14 protein-coding genes and 1 pseudogene are annotated in these 20,112 nt (G+C 73.1%); 4 read left to right on the top strand and 11 right to left on the bottom strand.

The genetic code is table 11. The features are described from left to right. Positions 1 to 210: 210 nt before the first annotated feature. Complete coding sequence (locus ACSU53_RS11840; protein ID WP_437027130.1) at positions 211 to 954, bottom strand: LuxR C-terminal-related transcriptional regulator; 744 nt, start codon at positions 952 to 954, stop codon at positions 211 to 213. Further along, positions 951 to 2,240, bottom strand: coding sequence for an ATP-binding protein (locus tag ACSU53_RS11845; protein ID WP_437033145.1), 1,290 nt, complete (start codon positions 2,238 to 2,240; stop codon positions 951 to 953). The genes ACSU53_RS11840 and ACSU53_RS11845 overlap by 4 nt, the downstream gene beginning before the upstream one ends. A gap of 178 nt (positions 2,241 to 2,418) precedes the next feature. Between ACSU53_RS11845 and ACSU53_RS11850 the strand changes: the two genes are divergently transcribed. Continuing rightward, entirely contained in the window at positions 2,419 to 3,933 is a 1,515-nt protein-coding gene (locus ACSU53_RS11850) for a PspC domain-containing protein (RefSeq protein WP_437027132.1), read from the top strand. Continuing rightward, entirely contained in the window at positions 3,920 to 4,174 is a 255-nt protein-coding gene (locus tag ACSU53_RS11855) for a hypothetical protein (protein WP_437027134.1), read from the top strand. Before ACSU53_RS11850 ends, ACSU53_RS11855 begins: the two co-directional genes overlap by 14 nt. 236 nt (positions 4,175 to 4,410) lie before the next feature. Here ACSU53_RS11855 and ACSU53_RS11860 read toward each other — a convergent pair whose 3' ends face one another. The 4 genes and pseudogenes from ACSU53_RS11860 to ACSU53_RS11875 all read right to left on the bottom strand — a co-directional run bounded on the left by ACSU53_RS11860 (position 4,411) and on the right by ACSU53_RS11875 (position 8,330). Then, positions 4,411 to 4,941: a DoxX family protein gene (locus ACSU53_RS11860; RefSeq protein ID WP_437027136.1), complete on the bottom strand. Its 531-nt coding sequence runs from the start codon at positions 4,939 to 4,941 to the stop codon at positions 4,411 to 4,413. Between the two features lie 535 nt (positions 4,942 to 5,476). After that, the gene (locus ACSU53_RS11865; RefSeq protein WP_437027138.1) at positions 5,477 to 6,757 is read right to left on the bottom strand and encodes a hypothetical protein; all 1,281 of its coding nucleotides are present in this window, start codon (positions 6,755 to 6,757) and stop codon (positions 5,477 to 5,479) included. 482 nt (positions 6,758 to 7,239) lie between these two features. Then, positions 7,240 to 7,404: pseudogene (locus ACSU53_RS11870) on the bottom strand (IS200/IS605 family transposase); the annotation flags it as partial. Between the two features lie 131 nt (positions 7,405 to 7,535). After that, positions 7,536 to 8,330 (bottom strand): class II aldolase/adducin family protein, encoded by a 795-nt coding sequence (locus ACSU53_RS11875; RefSeq protein ID WP_437027140.1) that lies wholly within the window; start codon positions 8,328 to 8,330, stop codon positions 7,536 to 7,538. Between the two features lie 304 nt (positions 8,331 to 8,634). Between ACSU53_RS11875 and ACSU53_RS11880 the strand changes: the two genes are divergently transcribed. After that, complete coding sequence (locus ACSU53_RS11880) at positions 8,635 to 9,108, top strand: pyridoxamine 5'-phosphate oxidase family protein (RefSeq protein WP_437027142.1); 474 nt, start codon at positions 8,635 to 8,637, stop codon at positions 9,106 to 9,108. Positions 9,109 to 9,121: 13 nt separating this feature from the next. On the opposite strand, the gene guaA is transcribed toward ACSU53_RS11880, so the two are convergent. Further along, positions 9,122 to 10,702, bottom strand: a complete 1,581-nt coding sequence (guaA, locus tag ACSU53_RS11885) for a glutamine-hydrolyzing GMP synthase (protein ID WP_437027144.1) — start codon at positions 10,700 to 10,702, stop codon at positions 9,122 to 9,124. Between the two features lie 317 nt (positions 10,703 to 11,019). On the opposite strand from guaA, the gene ACSU53_RS11890 reads away from it, so the two are divergent. Next, positions 11,020 to 11,394 (top strand): chorismate mutase, encoded by a 375-nt coding sequence (locus ACSU53_RS11890; RefSeq protein ID WP_437027146.1) that lies wholly within the window; start codon positions 11,020 to 11,022, stop codon positions 11,392 to 11,394. Between the two features lie 895 nt (positions 11,395 to 12,289). Here ACSU53_RS11890 and ACSU53_RS11895 read toward each other — a convergent pair. The 4 genes from ACSU53_RS11895 to ACSU53_RS11910 form a co-directional block, all read right to left on the bottom strand. Further along, positions 12,290 to 14,041 (bottom strand): GMC oxidoreductase, encoded by a 1,752-nt coding sequence (locus tag ACSU53_RS11895; protein WP_437033147.1) that lies wholly within the window; start codon positions 14,039 to 14,041, stop codon positions 12,290 to 12,292. Between the two features lie 281 nt (positions 14,042 to 14,322). Beyond that, positions 14,323 to 15,936 (bottom strand): succinic semialdehyde dehydrogenase, encoded by a 1,614-nt coding sequence (locus ACSU53_RS11900; RefSeq protein WP_437027148.1) that lies wholly within the window; start codon positions 15,934 to 15,936, stop codon positions 14,323 to 14,325. A gap of 451 nt (positions 15,937 to 16,387) precedes the next feature. Continuing rightward, on the bottom strand, positions 16,388 to 18,187 hold the full coding sequence (locus ACSU53_RS11905) for a serine/threonine-protein kinase (protein WP_437027150.1): 1,800 nt from the start codon (positions 18,185 to 18,187) through the stop codon (positions 16,388 to 16,390). A 443-nt stretch (positions 18,188 to 18,630) separates the two neighbouring features. Continuing rightward, positions 18,631 to 20,022 carry a protein kinase domain-containing protein gene (locus ACSU53_RS11910; protein ID WP_437027152.1) on the bottom strand — a complete coding sequence of 464 codons (1,392 nt, stop codon included), beginning with the start codon at positions 20,020 to 20,022 and terminating at the stop codon, positions 18,631 to 18,633. Positions 20,023 to 20,112 lie beyond the last annotated feature (90 nt).

The raw sequence follows: 20,112 nt of genomic DNA on the forward strand, positions 1-20,112 counted from the left end.
CTTCCCCGCGTCCCCGGGAAACCCGCCCCGCGTCCGCGGGAGCGGCCCCTCTCCTGGGCACGGAAGCGACGGCCGGCAGCCTGGACCACGCGACGGGCGGCGACGCCGCGCATCGACGGCAGCCCGGCGCGACAGCGACAACGGTTGGGGCAGGGGCTGGGGCGGACCGTCCAGGCGGCCGGGCCCCCGTGAAGGCGGCGGGGACGTGACTCAGACCAGCCGACGTGCCGTCGCCCAACGCGTCAGCTCGTGCCGGTTCGACAGCTGCAGCTTGCGCAGGACCGCCGAGACGTGCGACTCGACCGTCTTCACCGAGATGAACAGCTGCTTGGCGATCTCCTTGTAGGCGTATCCCCGGGCGATCAGCCGCAGCACCTCGCGCTCCCGCTGGGTGAGACGGTCGAGGTCCTCGTCCACCGGCGGGGCGTCGGTGGAGGCGAACGCGTCCAGGACGAAGCCGGCCAGGCGCGGCGAGAAGACGGCATCGCCCTCCTGGACGCGGAAGATGGAGTCGACGAGGTCAGTACCGGTGATCGTCTTGGTGACGTATCCGCGGGCCCCGCCCCGGATCACGCCGATCACGTCCTCGGCCGCGTCCGACACGGACAGGGCGAGGAAGCGGACGGGCCGCTCGGTGTCACCCATCAACGGGGTGCAGCGGCGCAGCACTTCCACACCGCCGCCCCCGGGCAGGTGCACGTCGAGCAGCACCACCTCGGGCCGGGTGGCCGTGATCACGGTGACCGCCTGGTCGACGTCGGCGGCCTCGCCGACGACCTCCACGCCGGTCTGCTCGGTCTGACCGATCTCGGCCTGGACGCCGGTGCGGAACATGCGGTGGTCGTCGACCAGCACGACCCGCACATGGCGCCGCCCCGCAGCGTGGGCCGGTGACGCGGACTCCGCCGCCTCCGCCGGCCCCGTCGGCCGGTTCGCCTCGGTCGGCTCGCTCATGACTTCTCCGCCCTCTCCATCTCCAGCTCGACCTCCGTGCCGCCGTCCGGCACCGCGCGCAGGCGCGCCGTGCCGCCGTTGCGTTCCATGCGGCCGATGATCGATTCTCTGACGCCCATGCGATCGGCGGGTATCGAGTCGAGGTCGAAGCCCGGGCCACGGTCCCGTACGGACACGAACACCGTCTTCCCCTCGACCTCGGCGTAGACCTGCACGGCACCCCCCTCGCCACCGTACTTGGCGGCGTTGACCATCGCCTCGCGCGCGGCCTGCATCTGCGCCCCGATCCGCTCGTCGAGGGGGCAGTCGCCCACGACGACGACCTCCAGCGGAACACCGTGCTGGTCCTCCACCTCGGCCGCGTTGCGCTTCACGGCCTCGGCGAGGGTGGCGGGCTCCTCGTCCTCGTCCTTGCCGTTGCCCTCCGGCTTGTAGAGCCAGGCCCGCAGGTCGCGCTCCTGCGCACGGGCGAGGCGGCGCACCTCCCCGGGGCTCTCGGCGTTGCGCTGGATCAGCGTGAGGGTGTGCAGCACCGAATCGTGGACGTGGGCGGCGACTTCGGCGCGTTCCTGCGCCCGGATGCGCATCAGCCGCTCCTCGGACAGGTCCTGGGTCATGCGCACGAGGTAGGGCCCGGCGAGCAGGGTGATGCCGACGAGGACCGCGAGGGCCGCCTGGAGCACCGGGCCCAGGTGGGCGCCCGAACCCTGGAGCACGAATATGCCCGAGACGCCCGCCGTCACCAGCAGCACACCGGCGCCGGCACGCAGCAGGGTGACCGTGCGGCGGCGGCGCCCCACCTCGACCCAGCGGGCCCGGCGGGCGTTGTCGGCCTGCCGCCAGACCAGGGCGACGCCGGCCCCGACCAGGACGGTGGGCCAGAGATAGGCCCGGGCACCGTTGGTGAGGTTCACGCTGCCCACGAAGACCATGGCCACGACGACCATGAGGAGCAGGGCGACGATCTGGCCCTTGTCCGGTCTGCGCGTGACGAGTCTGCGGCGGCCGTCCGGCGAGGTCTCGGTGGTGACCAGGGAGGGCGGCCGGTGCGCCTCCACCCCGCCGACGCCGAGGGGGACGAAGAACCAGAACGCGGCGTACAGCAACGTGCCCAGACCGTCGGCCATGAACAGGCCGACGAAGACGAGCCGGACCCAGATCACGGGCAGCCCGAGGTGCCCGGCCAGCCCCCGCGCCACTCCTCCGAGCCAGCGACCGTCGCTGCTGCGGTAGAGCTTGCGCGGCGGCCGGGGCTCGACGACTGGCGCTGCTGCGGCTTCCGACATGTCAATGATGGTCACACGGCCACCTGCACGGGGGCATCAGGGTCGGTCCCGGAGACTCCCCTGATCTCCTGGTTCGCGCCCCGTCGGCGCCCCCCTGCCTTCGTCCGGGGCCGAAATCAGGGTCGGACCAGGGTCGTCCCGACTGCCGTCCGGACGGCTCGCCCGTCACCATGGACGCATGACAGATCACCAGCACGCCGCGACGGGTCCGGGACCCGGCTCCGGCCCGCGCCCCTCCCCGGGCGCCGGGCCGCAGGATGCCGCGTCCGCCGCGGATGCACCCCGCGCGCCGGGGCCCGCGGGGGCGCGTGGCAGGGACGGCAGGGACGGAGGCGAGGGTCCGGCCGCGGGGCCTCTCCGGCCGCCGGGCCCCGCGGCCGGAGAGGCCTCCGGCCCCGCTGCTCCGCCGGCTGCCGAGGCGTCCGGGCCGCCGCGTCGTTTCCGCCGCGACCGCGACCACAAGCTGATCGGCGGTGTCTGCGCCGGCCTCGGCCGGCAGTGCGACATGGACCCGGTGATCTTCCGGATCACGCTCGCCGTGCTCTCCGCGACCGGCGGCGTCGGGCTGATCTTCTACGGCTTCGCCTGGCTCCTCGTCCCGTACGAGGACGAGGAGGAGAACGAGGTCCGCAGGCTGCTGACCGGCCGGGTCGACGGCCACGCCCTGGCCGCCGTCCTGTTCGCGCTGGTCGGCTGCGGTGTCTTCCTCACGATGCTGAACAACGGCGGCGTGCTGAGCTTCGCCGTCATACTGTCCATCCTGCTGGCCGGCGCGGGTTACTGGTCCAGACACCGCGGTGCTCCGGGCCCGGACCCCCTGGCCGCCCAGGCGGTCGCGGACGCCCCGCCGGAGCCGCAGGCACCGCCGGTGGTCACCTCCTACCCGTCCTGGTGGCGCGATCCGATCGTCAAGGACGGCCGGCACGTCGGCGCCACCGGCTACCTGTGGGGCCCGTGGGGATCGGGCGCCCACGACGCCACCGCGGCCGTCTCGATCGCCCTCGCACCCCATCTGCACAAGAGGGCCGATGCTCCACCGCCGCAGCGGCCGAAACAGCGCGGGCCCCGCTGGATCGGTGGCTGGGTCTTCCTGTTCGCCCTGCTCGCGGCTGGTCTGGGCACCGGCCTGACCTGGCACGACCAGCCCCTCGGCAGCAGTCTGCAGACGGGTTTGGCCGCCGCGCTCGCCGTCTTCGGCCTCGGCATCGCGGTCAGCGCGTTCCTCGGTCGCACCGGGGCAGGATCCATCGTCCTGGCCGTCATCACCGCGGGGCTGCTCGCGGGGGCGTCCACCCTGCCCAAGGACATCGGCACGGAGTGGATGCGCACCACCTGGGAGCCCGCCTCGGTCGCACAGATACGCCCGGCCTACGACCTGGGCACCGGCACCGGCACCCTGGACCTGTCGGGTGTCCGGGTGCCCGAGGGGGAGACGGTGTCCACCCTGGCGGAGGTCGGGCTGGGCCGCGTCCACGTGATCGTGCCCGAGGACGTGACCGTGCGGCTGACCGTCGACGTCGGCGTGGGCGACATCCAACTCCCCGGAGAGGGGAAGCGGGACGTCGACGTGGCTCCGGGCAAGCACGAGGAGGTCACCCTGGCTCCGCCCGCGGGCGTCAAGAAGGGCGGCACGTTGGAACTGGATCTTTATGTCGGTGCCGGACAGGCGGAGGTCAGCCGTGCCAGGTCATGAGTTCCAGCCGGGCAAGCTGGTCGCCGGCGCCACGCTGGTCGCGGCCGCGGTGCTCTTCCTCGGGGACTCGGGCGGCGCCTGGGAGACTCCCTGGTTTGTGCTGTTCCCCGTCGTCGGAGGCGGCTTGTGCCTGGCCGGCTCGGTGGCCCTGGTGACTGGCCGGATACGCCGGCGCCGCCGTTCGGCCCGCACCGCTGCGAGCGGCGATGCCCCGCCTCCGGGGCGGCCCGCCTCCGGTTGACCGGTTGACCCGACTCGGGTGACCGGGGCGACGTTCCGACGCGTGCCGGGGGGCGGAACGACCCGCCGCCCCGTACTCGGGACCGGAGCCACCTGCCCACGAGTACCTCGGACCGGTGCAACCCGCCGACGCGTGCCGGGGACCGGAGCCAAACCGTGGCACGTTGCCGGGACCGGAGCCAATCCGTGGCACGTGGCCGAATGGCCGCCCGCGAGTCCCGATGCCTCGCCCGCGGGTCAGCTGTACTCGGCGGACCCGCGCCTGCGTCGCGCCCGGAGAGCGGCGTCCAGGGAGAGCACGGGTGCGCCGGCCAGCACGAGCGGGATCCAGGCCATCATGTAGGGGAGGTCGTTGCCGTAGTAGTACGGGTCGGAGGCCCAGCTCACCGTCAGCCACAGGCTCAGGGAGATCAGCACGCCGCCCAGCGCGGCGAGGCGGGTGAGGAGGCCGACCAGGACTCCCAGGCCGACGGCCAGTTCCCCGAAGGCGATGGCGTAGCCGAAGCCCACCGGGTTCTTCAGGGACAGGTCGATCAGCGCGGGAATCGCGGACGAGTCGCGGACGGCCCGCATCATGTCGCCGATCGATCCGGCACCCGAGTCCTTCAGGAAGGCGCTGTCCGTGAGCTTGTCCAGCCCGGCGTAGACGAAGGTGACGCCCAGGAAGATCCGGAGGGGAAGGAGTGCGTAGCGGGTGGCCGTGTCCCGCCAGTCGCCGCCGCCGTCCGAGGGGAGGGAGTAGGTGTCCGTGCGCCTGCCGTGAGTCATCGCTGCCTGCCGCCTCTCGCCGCCTGTCGAGACCCCCTCAACAGACCATACGTACGACAATCCACCACGGCTCAACCGTGACCGCCCAGTATTCACGGGAGATCAACAGCAAACCGACAGGTCCGCACGGGAAGAACGCGCACCGGGAAGCGGGCGGACCGACCGTGGCCGACGGAGTTGCCGCACACGTCGACGACGCGCGGCCGGGGGCGGACATGTGGCTGCGCGCCGGAGGACAACGGCCCCCTCCCGGGCCCGCCCCGGCTCCGTCCCTGCCCTCCCCGGAGACGCCCCGAGCCGAGCAGCGCGAGGACAGACGCGGGCACGACGAGCCAGAACAGCGCACAGCGAGCAGCGCACGCACAGCGGGCAGCGGGCGGCGGGCGGCAGGCGGCAGGCGGCAGGCGGCAGGCGGCGGGCGGCAGGCGGCAGGCGGCGGGCGGCAGGCGGCGGGCGGCGGGCGGCGGGCGGCGGGCGGCGGGCGGCGTGCAACGACGGTGAGGCCAGGCGGTGTCCCAGAACGGATCCGGCCCGGTCAGTCCGTCACGTCGATCGCGTAGCGGTTCGTCTCCACGCCCGCTGCCGTCACCACCTGGACCTCCACCCGGCCGGGCTCCACCTCCGCCGGTACCGGAACGGTGAGCAGGGTGTCCGTCGGGTTGTCGAAACCGCCGGTGACGGGCACCAGCGGCACGTGGACGTTCACGGCACCCACCCGGACGACCATCCGTGACAGCCGCTCGGCGCCCTGGGCGCCCGGCGGCACGAAGCCGGTGCCGCGGATCTCGATGTCGTCCCCGGTCCGGATCGGCGCGTCCAGGTCACCCGCCTCGCGGGCCCGTACGACCGAGAGGATCACCGGCCGTCCGACCTCGGCGTACTTCCCGGCGAGATAGGTCGCCGCGGACACCAGCACGACGGCGGCCAGCCCCCACGGCAGGTCCGGCAACTGGTCCGGACGGCGGGCCAGCCGTACGGCCGCGAACACCAGGGCCACGGCCCCGATCACCACGTACTGGATGTCCGCGAAGCTGCCCCGGCCCGCGTCGTCGGTCAGCAGGTCGGCCGCCCGGGGCCGGTCCGCGCGGACCTTCTGCAACCGCTGTCCCAGGACCCGAAGTCCGATCACCCGCCGGACCAGCACGGCGATGCCGCACACCACCGCGAGGACGGTCACCACCCCCGCCCCGCGGGCGAGTTCGAGTCCCGCGATCAGCGCGTCCCGTTCCGCGGGACCGGACGCGGCCGCCAGCCGCCCCGCCAGGACCAGCACCGCGTAGGCGAGGAACAGCACCCAGGCCGCCGCCACGGCACGGGACGTGGAGAGACGGTTGTCCTCGCCGATCACCGGAGCCAGCGCTCCGCCACGCGCCCGGTGGAACCACGACGCGGCGGAGAGCGCCCCGGCCACCACCAGTGCGGCCACCAGCCCGGCCGAGCGCGCGCCGGTCCACCCGGCCCCGATCGCCGTCAGCGCCTGGACCAGGAGCAGTACGACCACCCCGGCCCACACCGTCACGACCGTGCGGCGCCACAATCGTGCCAGCCAGGCGGCACCCTCCGCGCGGCTGCGTTCGGCGACCAGTTCGGCAGCCTGCGTCAGTTCCTCGGAAACCCACTGCCGGGAGGCCGATGCCGAGTGCGCAACCGCGGCCGGAAGCCCCTGACCGGCGGCGAACTCGTCCCGGCGCAGCAGGAACGCCGCGGCCGCGCGCCGGTGCCCCTCACGCGCCCCGTGCGGGCAGTCCCCGCAGGTGCAGCCGCCGTCGTGCGCGCCAGGGGCCACGCCGCCCTCTCTCGCCTCCTGCACCGCCACGCCCGAAGCCCGCCTCTCCCGCACCGCGTTCCCACACCCTCCCGCCGCCCGGTGCAACTCCCCGGCGACGACAGCGAATTGTGCCCTACGACACGGCCCGACCGTTCAGCAGGTGTGGTCAGCACGAGTGAATTCCAGGGCGCGATGTTGACCCTCTGGGCCGCTGCCCCGGTGGCCGTACCAGGGCCGGATACCCGGACTCTCCGGCCCGGCGGGGCGGCAGCGGCTGATCCGGCAGGTCAGGGGCCCGGCACCCGGCCGCCCCGCCCTGCCGGCCGCCCCGCACTCGCGGCCCCCGGCACCCCCGACGACCCCCACGGCCCCGAAGTCCCCCTACTCCGACGCCCCCGAGACCCCACAGCCACCGCTGCTACCGGATCTCTTCGCAGTGCACCGGGCTTCAGCCCGGTGGTGAAGCGAATCTGAGGTCTGCTCTGGCCTCAACTGTGGGCATGGATCTGCACTGTTCACCTCGGTCCGGGTCAGAGTGGCCGGTTCTGCTGCTCGATGTACTGCTTCACGATGCTGAGTGGTGCGCCGCCGACGGACCCGGCGAAGTACGAGCCGGACCACAGGCGTTGCGCCCGCCAGTAGGGGCGGACGAGATCGGGGGACTCCTGGCGCAGCCGCCGGGAAGAGACGCCCTTATCAGCCTGTGGAGCGCAGGTAGGACCGGGACTCCTCCCGGCACCGCGCAGCGAAGCAGGAACCCACCCGACACCGCAGCCATCAACGGCGCGGTAGGCGGGAATCGCCGTCCTTCAGGGCGGCAAGGATGTCAATCCAGCAGATCAGGCTCACTGCGGCAGATGTCCTGCCACAGCGGCTGGTAGTTGATCCAGGCCACCAGGTCTCCGCCGACCTGTTCCCGGGTCGCCACCGCCTGCCGGTGGTCGATCCGGAGCGGCCGGCCCGCGGCCTTCGCCGTGAGCTGGACCTGGGCGGACCGTTCCATGGACACGAACCACCAGGCCGCCGCGTCCACCGAGTCGCCGACCGTCAGCAGCCCGTGGTTGCGCAGCACCAACGCCTTGTGGGAACCGAGGACGGACGCGATGCGCCGGGCCTCCTCGGCGTTGACCGCGACGCCGCTGTAGGCGTCGTACAGCGCCTGGTCCTCGTAGAACGCGCAGCTCTCCTGGGTGAGCGGCTCCAGGAGGTCGCCCAGGGCGGCGAGCGCACGGCCGTGCACGGAATGGCAGTGGGCGACGGCGACGACGTCGGGCCGGGCCGTGTGGACCTGGGCGTGGACGGTGAACGCGGCCTGGTTCACGTGGTGTCCGCCCTCGACGACCTGGCCCTCCCGGTTGGCGAGGACGAGGTCGCTCACGGTGACGTGGCGGAAGGGCATCCCGAACGGGTTGACCCAGAAGCAGTCGCTGTACTCGGGATCGCGTGCGGTGATGTGTCCCGAGACGCCGTCCTCGAATCCGTACCGGCCGAACAGCCTGAGGGCACCCGCCAGCCGCTCCTTGCGGTGGCGGCGCTCGTCCTCGACCGACTCGTGCATCGGCGGCATGGCGAACCGCAGCTTGTCGCTGGGCAGCGGCGGGGGCGGTGTGGGCCCGTGCATGAGTCCTCCGCGGAGATGTGCGTACGGGGCGGAAGTTACCGTCGGGACGCCGCGCACGACAGATCTGTTCGGTAGTTCTGTCCGTGGATCCGTTGGTGGATCTGTCCGTGGGGTTCTGTCCGTGGCGTTCTGTCCGTGGCGTTCTGTCCGTGGAACTTTCCGCGAGGGATCTGTCTGTGGGGATCTGTCCGTGGGCGCTGTCCGTGGGCGCTGTCCGTGGATCATTCCCGTGAAGATGCGGCGCGCCGCGCTACCGGGAGAAATGCAGACAGTCGGTGTCCGGTATCCGAGGCACACTCCTGGCATGACGACGAACTGGGAGACTTTCGCCACCGCCGAACCCGGCCTGGCGAGGACCGTCGAGGAACGCTTCGGCGCCCACACCCACCACGTCCTGGCCACCCTGCGCAAGGACGGCTCGCCCCGCACCAGCGGCCTGGAGGTGCGCTTCCTCGGCGGCGAACTGTGGCTCGGCATGATGCCGGGCTCGCTCAAGGCGCTTGACCTGCGGCGGGATCCGCGCTTCGCCCTTCAGGCGAATCCCGGGGAGGGCACCGCCATGGGCGGGGGCGACGTACGCGTCTGCGGCCGGGCGGTGGAGGTCGAGGATGCGGAGAGCCGGGCCGCGTACAGCGAAGAGATGGAACCGCCGGAGCCGTTCCACCTCTTCCGCACCGAGCTGACGGAGGTCGTACGGACCTACGTGGAGGACGAGAAGTACCTCGTCGTGCAGGTCTGGAAGCCCGGAGCGCCGGTGCGCACGCTCAAACGGACCTGAGCCCGCAGGGGGCTCACTCCCACTCGATGGTCCCCGGCGGCTTGGAGGTCACGTCCAGGACGACCCGGTTGACGTCGCGCACCTCGTTGGTGATGCGGGTGGAGATCTTCCCGAGGACGTCGTACGGCAGCCGCGACCAGTCGGCGGTCATGGCGTCCTCGGAGGACACCGGCCGCAGGACGATCGGGTGGCCGTAGGTCCGGCCGTCGCCCTGGACGCCGACGCTGCGGACGTCCGCGAGCAGGACCACCGGGCACTGCCAGATGTCACGGTCGAGGCCGGCCGCGGAGAGCTCCTCGCGGGCGATGGCGTCGGCCTCGCGGAGCAGGTCCAGCCGCTCCTTGGTGACCTCGCCGACGATCCGGATGCCGAGGCCGGGGCCGGGGAACGGCTGGCGCTGGACGATCTCGTCGGGCAGGCCGAGCTCCTGGCCGACCATCCGCACCTCGTCCTTGAACAGCTGGCGCAGCGGCTCGATCAGCTTGAACTCAAGGTCCTCGGGCAGCCCGCCGACGTTGTGGTGCGACTTGATGTTGGCGGTGCCGGTGCCGCCGCCGGACTCGACGACGTCCGGGTACAGGGTGCCCTGGACCAGGAACTCGACGGCCGGGCCCTCGTCGGCGACGATCTCGGCCTGGGCCTGCTCGAAGACCCGGATGAACTCGCGGCCGATGATCTTCCGCTTCTCCTCGGGGTCGGACACCCCCTTGAGCGCGGCCAAAAACCGCTCGCTCGCGTCGACCACCTTCAGCTGCACGCCGGTCGCGGCGACGAAGTCCTTCTCGACCTGTTCGGTCTCGCCCTTGCGCATCAGGCCGTGGTCGACATAGACGCAGGTCAGCTGGGACCCGATGGCCTTCTGCACGAGGGCCGCGGCGACCGCGGAGTCCACGCCGCCGGACAGACCGCAGATGGCGCGCTTGTCGCCGACCGCCTCGCGGATGGCCGCGACCTGCTCCTCGATGACGTTGCCGGTGGTCCAGTCGGGCGTCAGGCCCGCGCCCCGGTACAGGAAGTGCTCCAGCACCTGCTGCCCGTGCGTGGAGTGCATCACCTCGGGGTGGTACTGGACGCCGTAGAGCTTCTTCTCGTCGTTCTCGAACGCGGCCACGGGCACGACGTCCGTGGAAGCGGTCACGGTGAAGCCCTCGGGGGCGGCGGAGCAGGCGTCGCCGTGGGACATCCAGACCGCCTGCTCGGCCGGCGTGCCCTCGAAGAGGGTGGAGGACACCTTGGAGACGTGCAGCTCTGTGCGGCCGTACTCGCGGGCCCCGGTGTTGTCCACCTGGCCGCCGAGGCTCTGCGCCATCAGCTGGAAGCCGTAGCACATGCCGAAGACGGGGACACCGGCCTCGAACAGCGCCGGGTCGACGGTCGGGGCACCGGCCTCGTACACGGACGAGGGGCCTCCGGAGAGGATGATCGCCGCGGGGTTCTTGGCGATGATCTCCTCGACCGGCATGGTGCTCGGCACGATCTCGCTGTAGACCCGCGCCTCGCGGACGCGACGGGCGATGAGCTGGGCGTACTGCGCGCCGAAGTCGACGACCAGAACGGTGTCGGGCGCGGGGGCAGCGGGAGTCGCTGAGGACACGGGGTGCCTTCCGGCGGTGGGGCGGGAGCTTGTGCGTCCCGATTCTACCGGGGGACGCACACCGGGCCGTCCGGCCCCGTCTCATCATCCGGTCCGGGTTGGACGTGCGGACGCGGCGCGGCATACTGACCCCATGCTCACGCACCCGACCTTCCTCTTTACCTATGGCACCCGGCCCGCCGGCTGCCATGGTCGTGCTGCTTGAGCATCTGACAAGCGACTTCCCAGGCGCCCCGGGCCGACAAGGCCCGGGGCGTCTGCGTTCGTCCGGGGCCTGTCGCTCCGGGGCACCGCGTCCCGTACCGCGAGGAGCCCTCATGACCGCCGCCACCGCCACGACCGCCCCGGCCACCGCGACCGGCCCGTCCACCACCGGTCCCGCCGCCCCCGGCCCGGCCGCCGCCCCGGCCGGACCGTCCCCCGAGCGGACCGGTGCCCGCACCGACGAGGCCGCCGCGCTGATCACCGGCGCGCGGGAGCGGATCGACGCGCTCGACGACCGGATCATCGGCCTGGTCCAGGAACGGATGGCCGTCTCGGCCGTCATCCAGAAGGAACGGATCGCCTCCGGCGGGCGCCGGGTGAACCTGTCCCGCGAGATGGAGGTCCTCGCCCACTACCGCGACGCACTGGGCAAGCCGGGCACCACCCTGGCCATGACCCTGCTGGAGCTGTGCCGGGGCCGGATCTGACGTCCACGGCACAGACGTACGCATCCTTCTCACCCGTACGGCGCGTGACCGCCGGGGGAACCGCTTCGTTGGAACCGATGTCCGTGCCAGCCAGGGGCGGGCCCGAAAGAACCACGCGTGGCTCGCCGGAGCGATGAGACGTGCGGATCGTGCCGTGCGTCGTGGGACCTCGCTCCGGACAAGTGACCGGACGGCAGGGGACAGCAGCCCGGTCACCCAAGAGAACGGCCGGCTCCGGGGACGCCCGGAGCCGGCCGGCGGGACCGCATCCGGGTCCGCATCGCCAGGCAGCGGGGGCGGCGCACGTCGAGGACAATGCGTACGCGCCCACGTCCCCCCGCAGACAACTGCATCGCCCTGAGCCGGCCCACGACCGGTAGACCGCCGGACACTGCCGGGACCCCACCCCTGCGTGCCCGCCGGACTCCGGGTCGCGGCGGCGACAGGGCGTTCGAGACCAGCGGCGCTGCCCCCCGGCGCCGCTCCCAGGCACCGGCGCAGCCCCTGACGCCGGTGCTGACGGAAGGAAGGGCCCCGCGGCTCCGTCCCGCGGGGCCCTTCGCACGCCCGGACACGGACCCAGGACGGGGACCGGCCCAGCAGGCCCAGCAGGCCCGGCAGAACAGCAGGGGCAAGAGGGGCAATAGAGGCAATAGGGACAGGACCCCAAGCCACAAGCCACTGACCTGTACGCGAACCCGGAAAGCGGCTGTGATCCACGTCACACGGCAATTCGTGATTGACGGGACAACCATCCGTGGGGCTCAGCGATCAAACCCTCCGAAGCCACGGGCCCCGTCCGGGGCCGTCGGAGGACCTGCGCTCGGAGGGGGGCGCAGGTCCTCACCTTTTCGGCAGCCCTGTCCGGAGCCCTTCCGGCTCCGACCCGCCCGGCTCACTTCTTCGGCGGCACCGCGGGGATCCCCAGGAACGGCAGCTTCAGCGCGCCGAAGGCGTCCGCCGGGACCGCCGGGGACTTCGGCTCGACCGGCCGGAGGCGCCGGTACGGCTCCCCCTGCGCGGGTCGCGGGTCGGTCTCCCCCTTGTTGGGCCAGTACGACATGGCCCGCTCGGCCTGGGCGGTGATGGTGAGCGACGGGTTCACGCCCAGGTTCGCCGAGACGGCGGCACCGTCCACCACGGAGATGCCGGGGTGGCCGTGGAGCCGGTGGTAGGGGTCGATCACCCCGGTGTCCGGGGAGGCGCCGATCGGGCAGCCGCCCAGGAAGTGGGCGGTGAGCGGCATCCCGGTGAGCTCACCCACGTTGGAGCCCGCGAAGCCGTTGATCTCGGCCGCCAGCGCGGACGCGCCCTCGGTGGCCGCCTTGATCTGCTTGGGGTTGGGGGACCCGTGGCCCTGGCGGGCGGTGAGCAGCCCCTTGCCGACGCCGGACGGCTTCAGCCGGGTCGTGAGGGAGTTGTCCAGCGACTGCATCACCAGGGCGATGATGGTCCGCTCCGACCAGCGCCGGTTGGACAGCGACCGCACCGTCAGCACCGGGTGCCGTGCGGCGTTCCCCAGCCAGCCCAGCACCCGGGCGGCGCCGGAACCGCTGCGCGCGTAGGGCACCTGGAGGATCGACAGGGCACCCATCGAGTTGGAGCCGTAGCCGTAGCGGACCGGCTCGATGTGGGTGTTCTCGTCGGGGTGGATCGAGGACGTGATGGCGACTCCGCGGGTGAAGTCGGCGCGCGGCGCGCCCGTCGCCCTGCGGTAGCGGCGGTTGTCGGTCTGGGCACCGACCAGGGCCTCGGAGTTGGTGCGCGTGAGTTCGCCCAGCTTGTCGGAGAGGTGCGGGAGCCGCCCGGCCTCCTTCATGCGGTGCAGCAGCGTCTGGGTGCCGTACGTGCCCGCGGCGAGGACGACCCGGCGCGCCCGGAAGGTGCGGCCGCGGCCCTTGCGGCGCCGGTCGGTCGGCACGGTGGTCACGGCGAAACCGCCGCGTCCGTCCTCCGTCACCGCCACGGCCGTCGTCATGGGGTGGACGACGGCGCCCGCCTTCTCGGCAAGGTGGAGGTAGTTCTCGTTCAGGGTGTTCTTGGCGCCGTGCCGGCAGCCGGTCATGCACTCGCCGCACTCGGCACAGGCCCGCCGCGACGGCCCCGCCCCGCCGAAGTACGGGTCGGGCACCTCCTGACCGGGTGCTGCCTTCACGGTCCCGTCGGCGTCCTCGCCGTCGCCGAAGAAGACGCCGACCGGGGCCATGTGGAAGGTGTCCCCCACGCCCATCCGCTCGGCCGCCGCCTTCAGGTGGACGTCGGAAGGGGTCATCGTCCGGTTCAGACGCACCCCGAGCATGCGCCGGGCCTGGTCGTAGTACGGCTTCAGCTCGTCCTGCCAGTCGGTGATGTCCCGCCACTGCGGGTCCTCGAAGAACGGCTTGGGCGGTACGTACAGGGTGTTGGCGTAGTTGAGGGAGCCGCCGCCCACGCCCGCGCCGGCCAGCACCATGACGTTGCCCAGGAGGTGGATGCGCTGGATGCCGTACATGCCCAGCTTGGGAGCCCACAGGTAGTTCTTCAGGTCCCAGGAGTTCTTCGGCAGGGTCTCCCGGGTCCAGCGGCGGCCGGCCTCCAGGACGCCGACGCGGTACCCCTTCTCGGTCAGGCGCAGCGCCGACACGGACCCGCCGAAGCCGGAACCCACGACGAGGACGTCGTAGTCGTACGCCTGACCGGGATCGGGATCGGGGTCGGCGTCGGCGTCGGGGGCGCGGCGGGGGCCGGGTGCGTCCGCCGGGACGTCCTGCGTGGTGGCCGCGGGGGCGTCGGCCGCCGGGGCGTCCTGGGCAGGGGCGGCGTCGGCGGCGGTGGGCCGCGCGGTGTCTGCGGGCTCGGGGGCGGAGTGGTCCTGGGGCACGTGCTCTCCTCGTCGAAAGCCGGCCGGCGGCGGGGTGGGCCCGCCGCCGGAGTGGTGCGGGAAGGGGCTCAGCGGAACCGGAACGCCTTCATCAGGCGCAGGCTCCGGCTCATGAACGCCGCGTACTGCGCGTCGTCCATGCCGAGCGAGGGAGCCATCGGCAGCAGCCGCTGGTGGGCGACGGTCTGGGACTCGGTGTACTTGTGAATGCCCTCGGAGCCGTGCCGGCGGCCGAGCCCGGAATCCTTCATGCCGCCCATCGGCGACTGGACACTGCCGTAGGCGGAGGCATACCCCTCGTTGATGTTCACGGTTCCGGTGCGCAGCCGCGCGGCGATGTCCCGGCCGCGCCGGGGGGTCTTCGTCCAGACCGACGAGTTCAGCCCGTACGGAGTGGAGTTGACACGCTCGACCGCCTCGTCGTCGGTGCCGAAGCGGTAGACGGAGACGACGGGGCCGAAGGTCTCCTCGGCGCACAGGCTCATGCTCTCCGTGACGCCTTCGAGGATGGTCGGTTCGTAGAAGAAGGGGCCGATGTCGGGCCGGGCGACCCCGCCTGCGACCACGGTCGCGCCCTGGGCTACGGCGTCGTCCACGTGCCGGGTCACCGTCTCCAGCTGGTGTCCGCTGACCAGCGAGCCCATGTCCGCGCCGTAGGCGAGGGCGCTGCCCAGCCGCATCGCGCGCGTGCGGGCGGTGAAGCGCTCCAGGAAGGTGTCGGCGATCGACTCGTGGACGTACAGCCGCTCGATGGAAATGCACAGCTGCCCCGCCGAGGAGAAGCAGGCGCGGACGGCACCGGCCGCCGCCTTCTCGATGTCGGCGTCCTCCAGGACCACCATGGCGTTCTTCCCGCCCAGTTCGAGGGAGACGCCGACGAGACGGTCGGCGGCGACCGTGGCGACCTCGCGGCCGGTGCGGGTGGAGCCGGTGAAGGAGACGTAGTCGCCGCGCTTGACGACCTCCGGGCCGACGACCGGGCCGAGACCGATGACGGGCTGGAGCACGTCCGCGGGCAGCCCCGCCTCGATCAGCAGGTCCCGGGCCCACAGGGCGGTCAGGCAGGACTCGGTGTCGGGCTTCATGACCACCGCGTTGCCGGCCACCAGGGCGGGCAGCGCGTCACCGACGGACAGTTCGAGGGGGTAGTTCCAGGGGACGATCTGGCCGATCACACCGCGCGGGTGGCGCAGTTCGATGACCTTGGTCAGTGCCGGGACGGCCCCCGCGTGCCGCCTGGGCCGCAGGTAGGCGGCGGCCCGGCGGCCGTAGTGGCGCGCGGCGACGGCCACCGCCTGGACCTCCTCGTGGGCGTGCAGCCGGGCCTTGCCGGTCTCCAGCTGGATGAGGTCGAGCACCTCGGCCTGGCGTTCCAGCAGCAGGTCGTGGAAGCGCAGCAGGACGGCCGCACGCTGCCGGACCGGCGTCCTCGCCCACACGGCCTGGGCGGCCCGCGCCGTCTCGAAGGCCAGCGCGACGTCCTCGGGCGTCGACTCGGGCAGGTCGGCCAGCTTCTCGCCGGTGAACGGGGTGTGGTTGGCGGTGCGCCCCGATCCGACGACGCCCTTGGTGAGCTGGGCGACCAGCTCCGGCGTGACCACGTCGGCGGCGGTGCGGACACCCTCGGGGGCGGGGGCGAGGGGATTGGTGCCGGTCGTTTCCCGGGTCTGCGCGTCGGTCATGTGCCGCAGGGTATGCCGGGGCGAACACTTTGTGTACCCGTCGGTAACAGATTCACCGACCGCTCACACGCCGCCAGTGAACGCTGGCAACAAAGGCCCTGATCAGGGCATTGACCAACGCCGGGCACCCGGCCCACACGACCGGGTCTCAACTCGGTCACGGAACCTCCCGGCCGGCCCGGAGCGCTTTCGGGGGCCGGCGCAGGGCCCGTCCACGGCGCAGGAGCGAAGGGCCGGAGCAGGAGCGGGCTCTGCGCCGGCCCTCCGTGCCGTGGACGTGCCGTGGACGGGCCCGGAGTGCCGGCGTCCGGCCGGATGCGACGGACGCCGGAGAGGGGCGCCGGCGAGGGGCGCCGGGTCCGCGGCCCGAAGCGGCCGGTGACGTGGGGGCGTCGGGGATCGCCGGGGATCGCCGGAGTCGGTTCCGGGTCGGCGGTGGCGCGTCGTCCGGTCAGGGTTTGGTGACGTCGAGGTTCTCGATGACGGTCTTCGCCACGTCCCGCCCGCGCTCCGTGAAGTCACCCTTGCCCGGGTAGCTGACCGTCAGCTTGTACATGTCGCCCGCGGAGGACCGGTAGTAGAAGATCCGCATCTCGCGGGGGCGCGGGTCCCGGGAGTCGTCGGTGGTGTAGACGATGGTGTTCTCCGCGGCCTTCCTGCCCTGATGGGTGAGGTTCGGCCGGGGGTCGGTCTTCGGGTCCGACGGCATGCCGAGGTTGTAGTTGCCGCGTTCCTTGAACTCGGCGTCGTCGTCGTACATCTCCGCGTCCGCCGAGCCCGCGATGTCGTTGCCGGTGTCCTCGCTCTTCCGGTCCAGTGTGAGACCGACCCAGATGCTGCCGCTCCAGTCGGTGTAGCGGACCCAGTGACCCTTGTTCGTGGAGTCCTCGTCCGGCACCGACCGCTGGTAGCCCTCCGGAACGGCCATGCTCACCGCGAGGTCCTTCTCCACGCGGGTCTTCCAGCCGTCCGGCAGCGGACCCGCGAAGGGGTCCGCGATCACGAGGTACGCGGCCACCGCGGCCGCGACGACCGCCGCGCCCAGCCCGGCCAGCGCCTTGCGGCCGAGCCGGATCCCCTTCCCGCCGGAGCCGGGCACGGGCACCTGCGCGATCCGGGTGGGGGCCGGTGGCGCGGGCGGGTTCGCCGCGGCCTCCAGCAGGGCACGGACGCGGGCGGCGTTCGGCCGACGCGCCGGATCCTTGTCCAGCAGCGCGGTGATGACCTCGGCCAGCGGCCCCTGGGCGGCGGCCGGGTGCGCCGGAGTGGCGTTGAGGACCGACTGCAGCGTGGCCGGCGTGTTGCTGCGGCGGAACGGCGACACGCCCTCCGTCGCCGCGTAGAGCACGACACCGAGCGACCACAGGTCGGAGGCCGGGCCCGGACGCCGGCCCATCACGCGCTCCGGAGCGATGTACTCGGGGGAGCCGACGAAGCCGCCGGTGTCGGTGAGGTTGGTCTCGCCCTCGATCTGGGCGATGCCGAAGTCGGTGAGGACGACCCGGTCGTGCCGGCCGAGCATCACGTTGTCCGGCTTGACGTCCCGGTGCAGGACGCCTGCCGCGTGGGCGGCCTCCAGGGCGCCGAGCACCTCCAGGCCGACGCGGGCCGCCTCGCGCGGCGCCAGGGTGCCCTCCTCCTGGAGCACCGCGCCCAGGGAGCGGCCCTGGACCAGTTCCATGACGATCCACGGCTGCCCGTCGACGACCGCGACGTCGTGCACGGTGACGACCGCCGGGTGGTCGAGCCGGGCCGCCGCACGGGCCTCGCGCCGCATCCGCTCGAAGACGTTGGCGCGTTCGCGGTCGGGAAGATGGTCCGGGACGCGCGGCTCCTTGACCGCGACCTCCCGGTCCACCGTCTCGTCCTTCGCCCGCCACACGGTGCCCATGCCGCCGTGTCCGAGTTTGCCGAGCAACCGGTACCGGCCCGCGATGAGCCGCCCCGTGCCGGGGTCGTGCGACGCCCGCGACTGCGGCGGGGCAGGGGGCACGGACCGGGGATCATCGGGCGCCGGGACCGCCGGGTGCTCCTGGGCGGGGGGCGCCGGGGGCTCCTGCCCGGAGGACGCGGGATGCTGCCGCTCCCCTGCCCCCGCCCGGCCGTTGTCCTGCGGAGGGACCACCCGGGTCGGCATCGCGTAGGGGTTGCCGGGGTGCGGTGCGGCCGCGGGCGGCTGCGGGTTCGGCGGTTGCAGACCAAAACTGGTCGGTTCGTCGGCGCCGTGGCGGGGTCCCCCGTTGTTGCTCATGGTCCATCCATATCGCGCCGGGCCCCCACGGTTCCACAGGGGGCCGTGTCCGGTCACAGACCCGTGACCCCGGAGCGCCCCATATATCCCCTTTGAACCCCTACGGGGACCTACTGACCCGCCCTAGTGGTGCCGTCCACCGGGCGGGCGGCGGGGCAGGGACCGCCGCCGGGGCTCCGGGGCGCCGGGCTCCGGGGCTCCGGGGCTCCGGGCTCCGGGCTTCCCGTCACCGGGGGGGGCGCTGGTGCGCTGGGCTTCCCGCCCACGGGGGGATCGCTGGTGCGCCGGTCAGAGGACCGGGCGGGGGCGTGGGGGCACTGCCGCGGCCCGGACGGAGGCGGTCGGTGCTGCGAACGGCGTGAGTGGCGCGGCGAGGGAGCGGGCGGACGCCCGCGCGAAGGGCGGCGGGTACGGCGCCGACCGGGAGGCCGCGGGAGGTGTGCTCAAGGCGCCGGGCGCGGGAGCCCGGGTGAGGCGTCCTGCGCAGCGGTGGCCGGACGGTCCGTCGCGGGCCTGGTCTCGGCCGTCCGGGACGTCGACCGTGCGGGCGTCTCCGACACCGTGCCCGCCGGGCTCCCTGGCGCCGTGCCCTCCGGGCCCTCGGGCTCGGTATCCGCCGGGCTCTCGGGCGCGGTGGCCGTGCGGGGTGCCGGGACGGTGGCCGTAGGGGACTCCGGAGTGGTGGTCGCGGGAGGTTCCGGGGAGGTGGTGGACGGGGGGAGACCGCCGTCGCCGTCATGGTCCATGAGCAGTGCCGCCGCCGAGACACCGGCCACCGCCATCGCGGCGACCGCCAGCACCGCCACCAGCCGGCTCCGTGCGGGCGGCCCGGCCGGGCGCCCTCCGGCGTCGGGCCCAGGTGGCCGGAGCCCGTCGTCGTGGGTGCGCCCCGCGGCACCCTCCCGTCGGATCCGGCTCCGACGCCGTCGCGGTTCCCGGCCGGGGGGCGGCCCGTCGAGCGGCGGCACGTCCGGGGTGCGCCCCGTCTCGCGGAAGGCCCGCAGCATGCGTTCCGCCGCGTCCGCGTCCAGCCGCCGTCCTGGCTCTCGCTCCAGCAGGCCCTGGACGACGGGCAGGATCGGGCCGGCCTGCGCGGGCGGCCGCACCTCGTCGACCACGACCGCGTGGAGGACCCCGCCGAGCGAGTCGCGCCGGAAGGGCGACTCGCCGCTGAGGGCCGTGCAGAGCAGCGCGCCCAGCGACCACAGGTCGGACTCCGGGCCGGTCCGGGCCCCCGCCATGCGCTCGGGCGCGGTGTACTCGGGCGAGCCGACGAAGGAGCCGTGCTCGGTGAGCGTCGTGGCGCCCGCGACCCGGGCGATGCCGAAGTCGGTCAGCACGACGCGGTCGGTGCCGTCCTCCAGCAGGACGTTGGCCGGTTTGAGGTCCCGGTGCAGTACGCCCGCCGTGTGCGCGGCCCGGAGCGCGCCCAGCAGGTCGATGCCGATGCGGGCGGCCTCGTCCGCACCGACCGGTCCGTCCCGGGCGATCCGCTCGGCGAGCGAGACGCCGTCGATCAACTCCAGCACGATGTACGGACGGTCGTCGTCCTCCACGACGTCGTGGACGACCGTGATGTGCGGGTGGTGCAACTGGGCCAGTGCGCGGGCCTCGCGCAGGGTGCGGTCCCGCTGCTTGCGGGCCTCCGCGGCCGAGAGCGTCTCGTCCACCGGGAGTTCCTTGACGGCGACGCCCCGGCCGAGCAACTCGTCGGTCGCCCGCCACACCACTCCCATCCCGCCGCGCCCGAGCTTCTCCTCCAACCGGTAACGGCCCGCTATGACACGGGCGTTGTGCCGAGCGTTCCCGTTTCCAGACGCCCCCTCGGTCACCATGCGCCCATCATGCCCCACCGGATGTCCCCCCTCCGGTACGGCGATTCGGCCAAGCGGGGAGCGCCCTCGCAGGTGCGGGACGGGGTTGCC

The sequence above is a fragment of the Streptomyces sp. enrichment culture genome (assembly GCF_964273255.1).
Classification (GTDB): Bacteria; Actinomycetota; Actinomycetes; order Streptomycetales; family Streptomycetaceae; genus Streptomyces.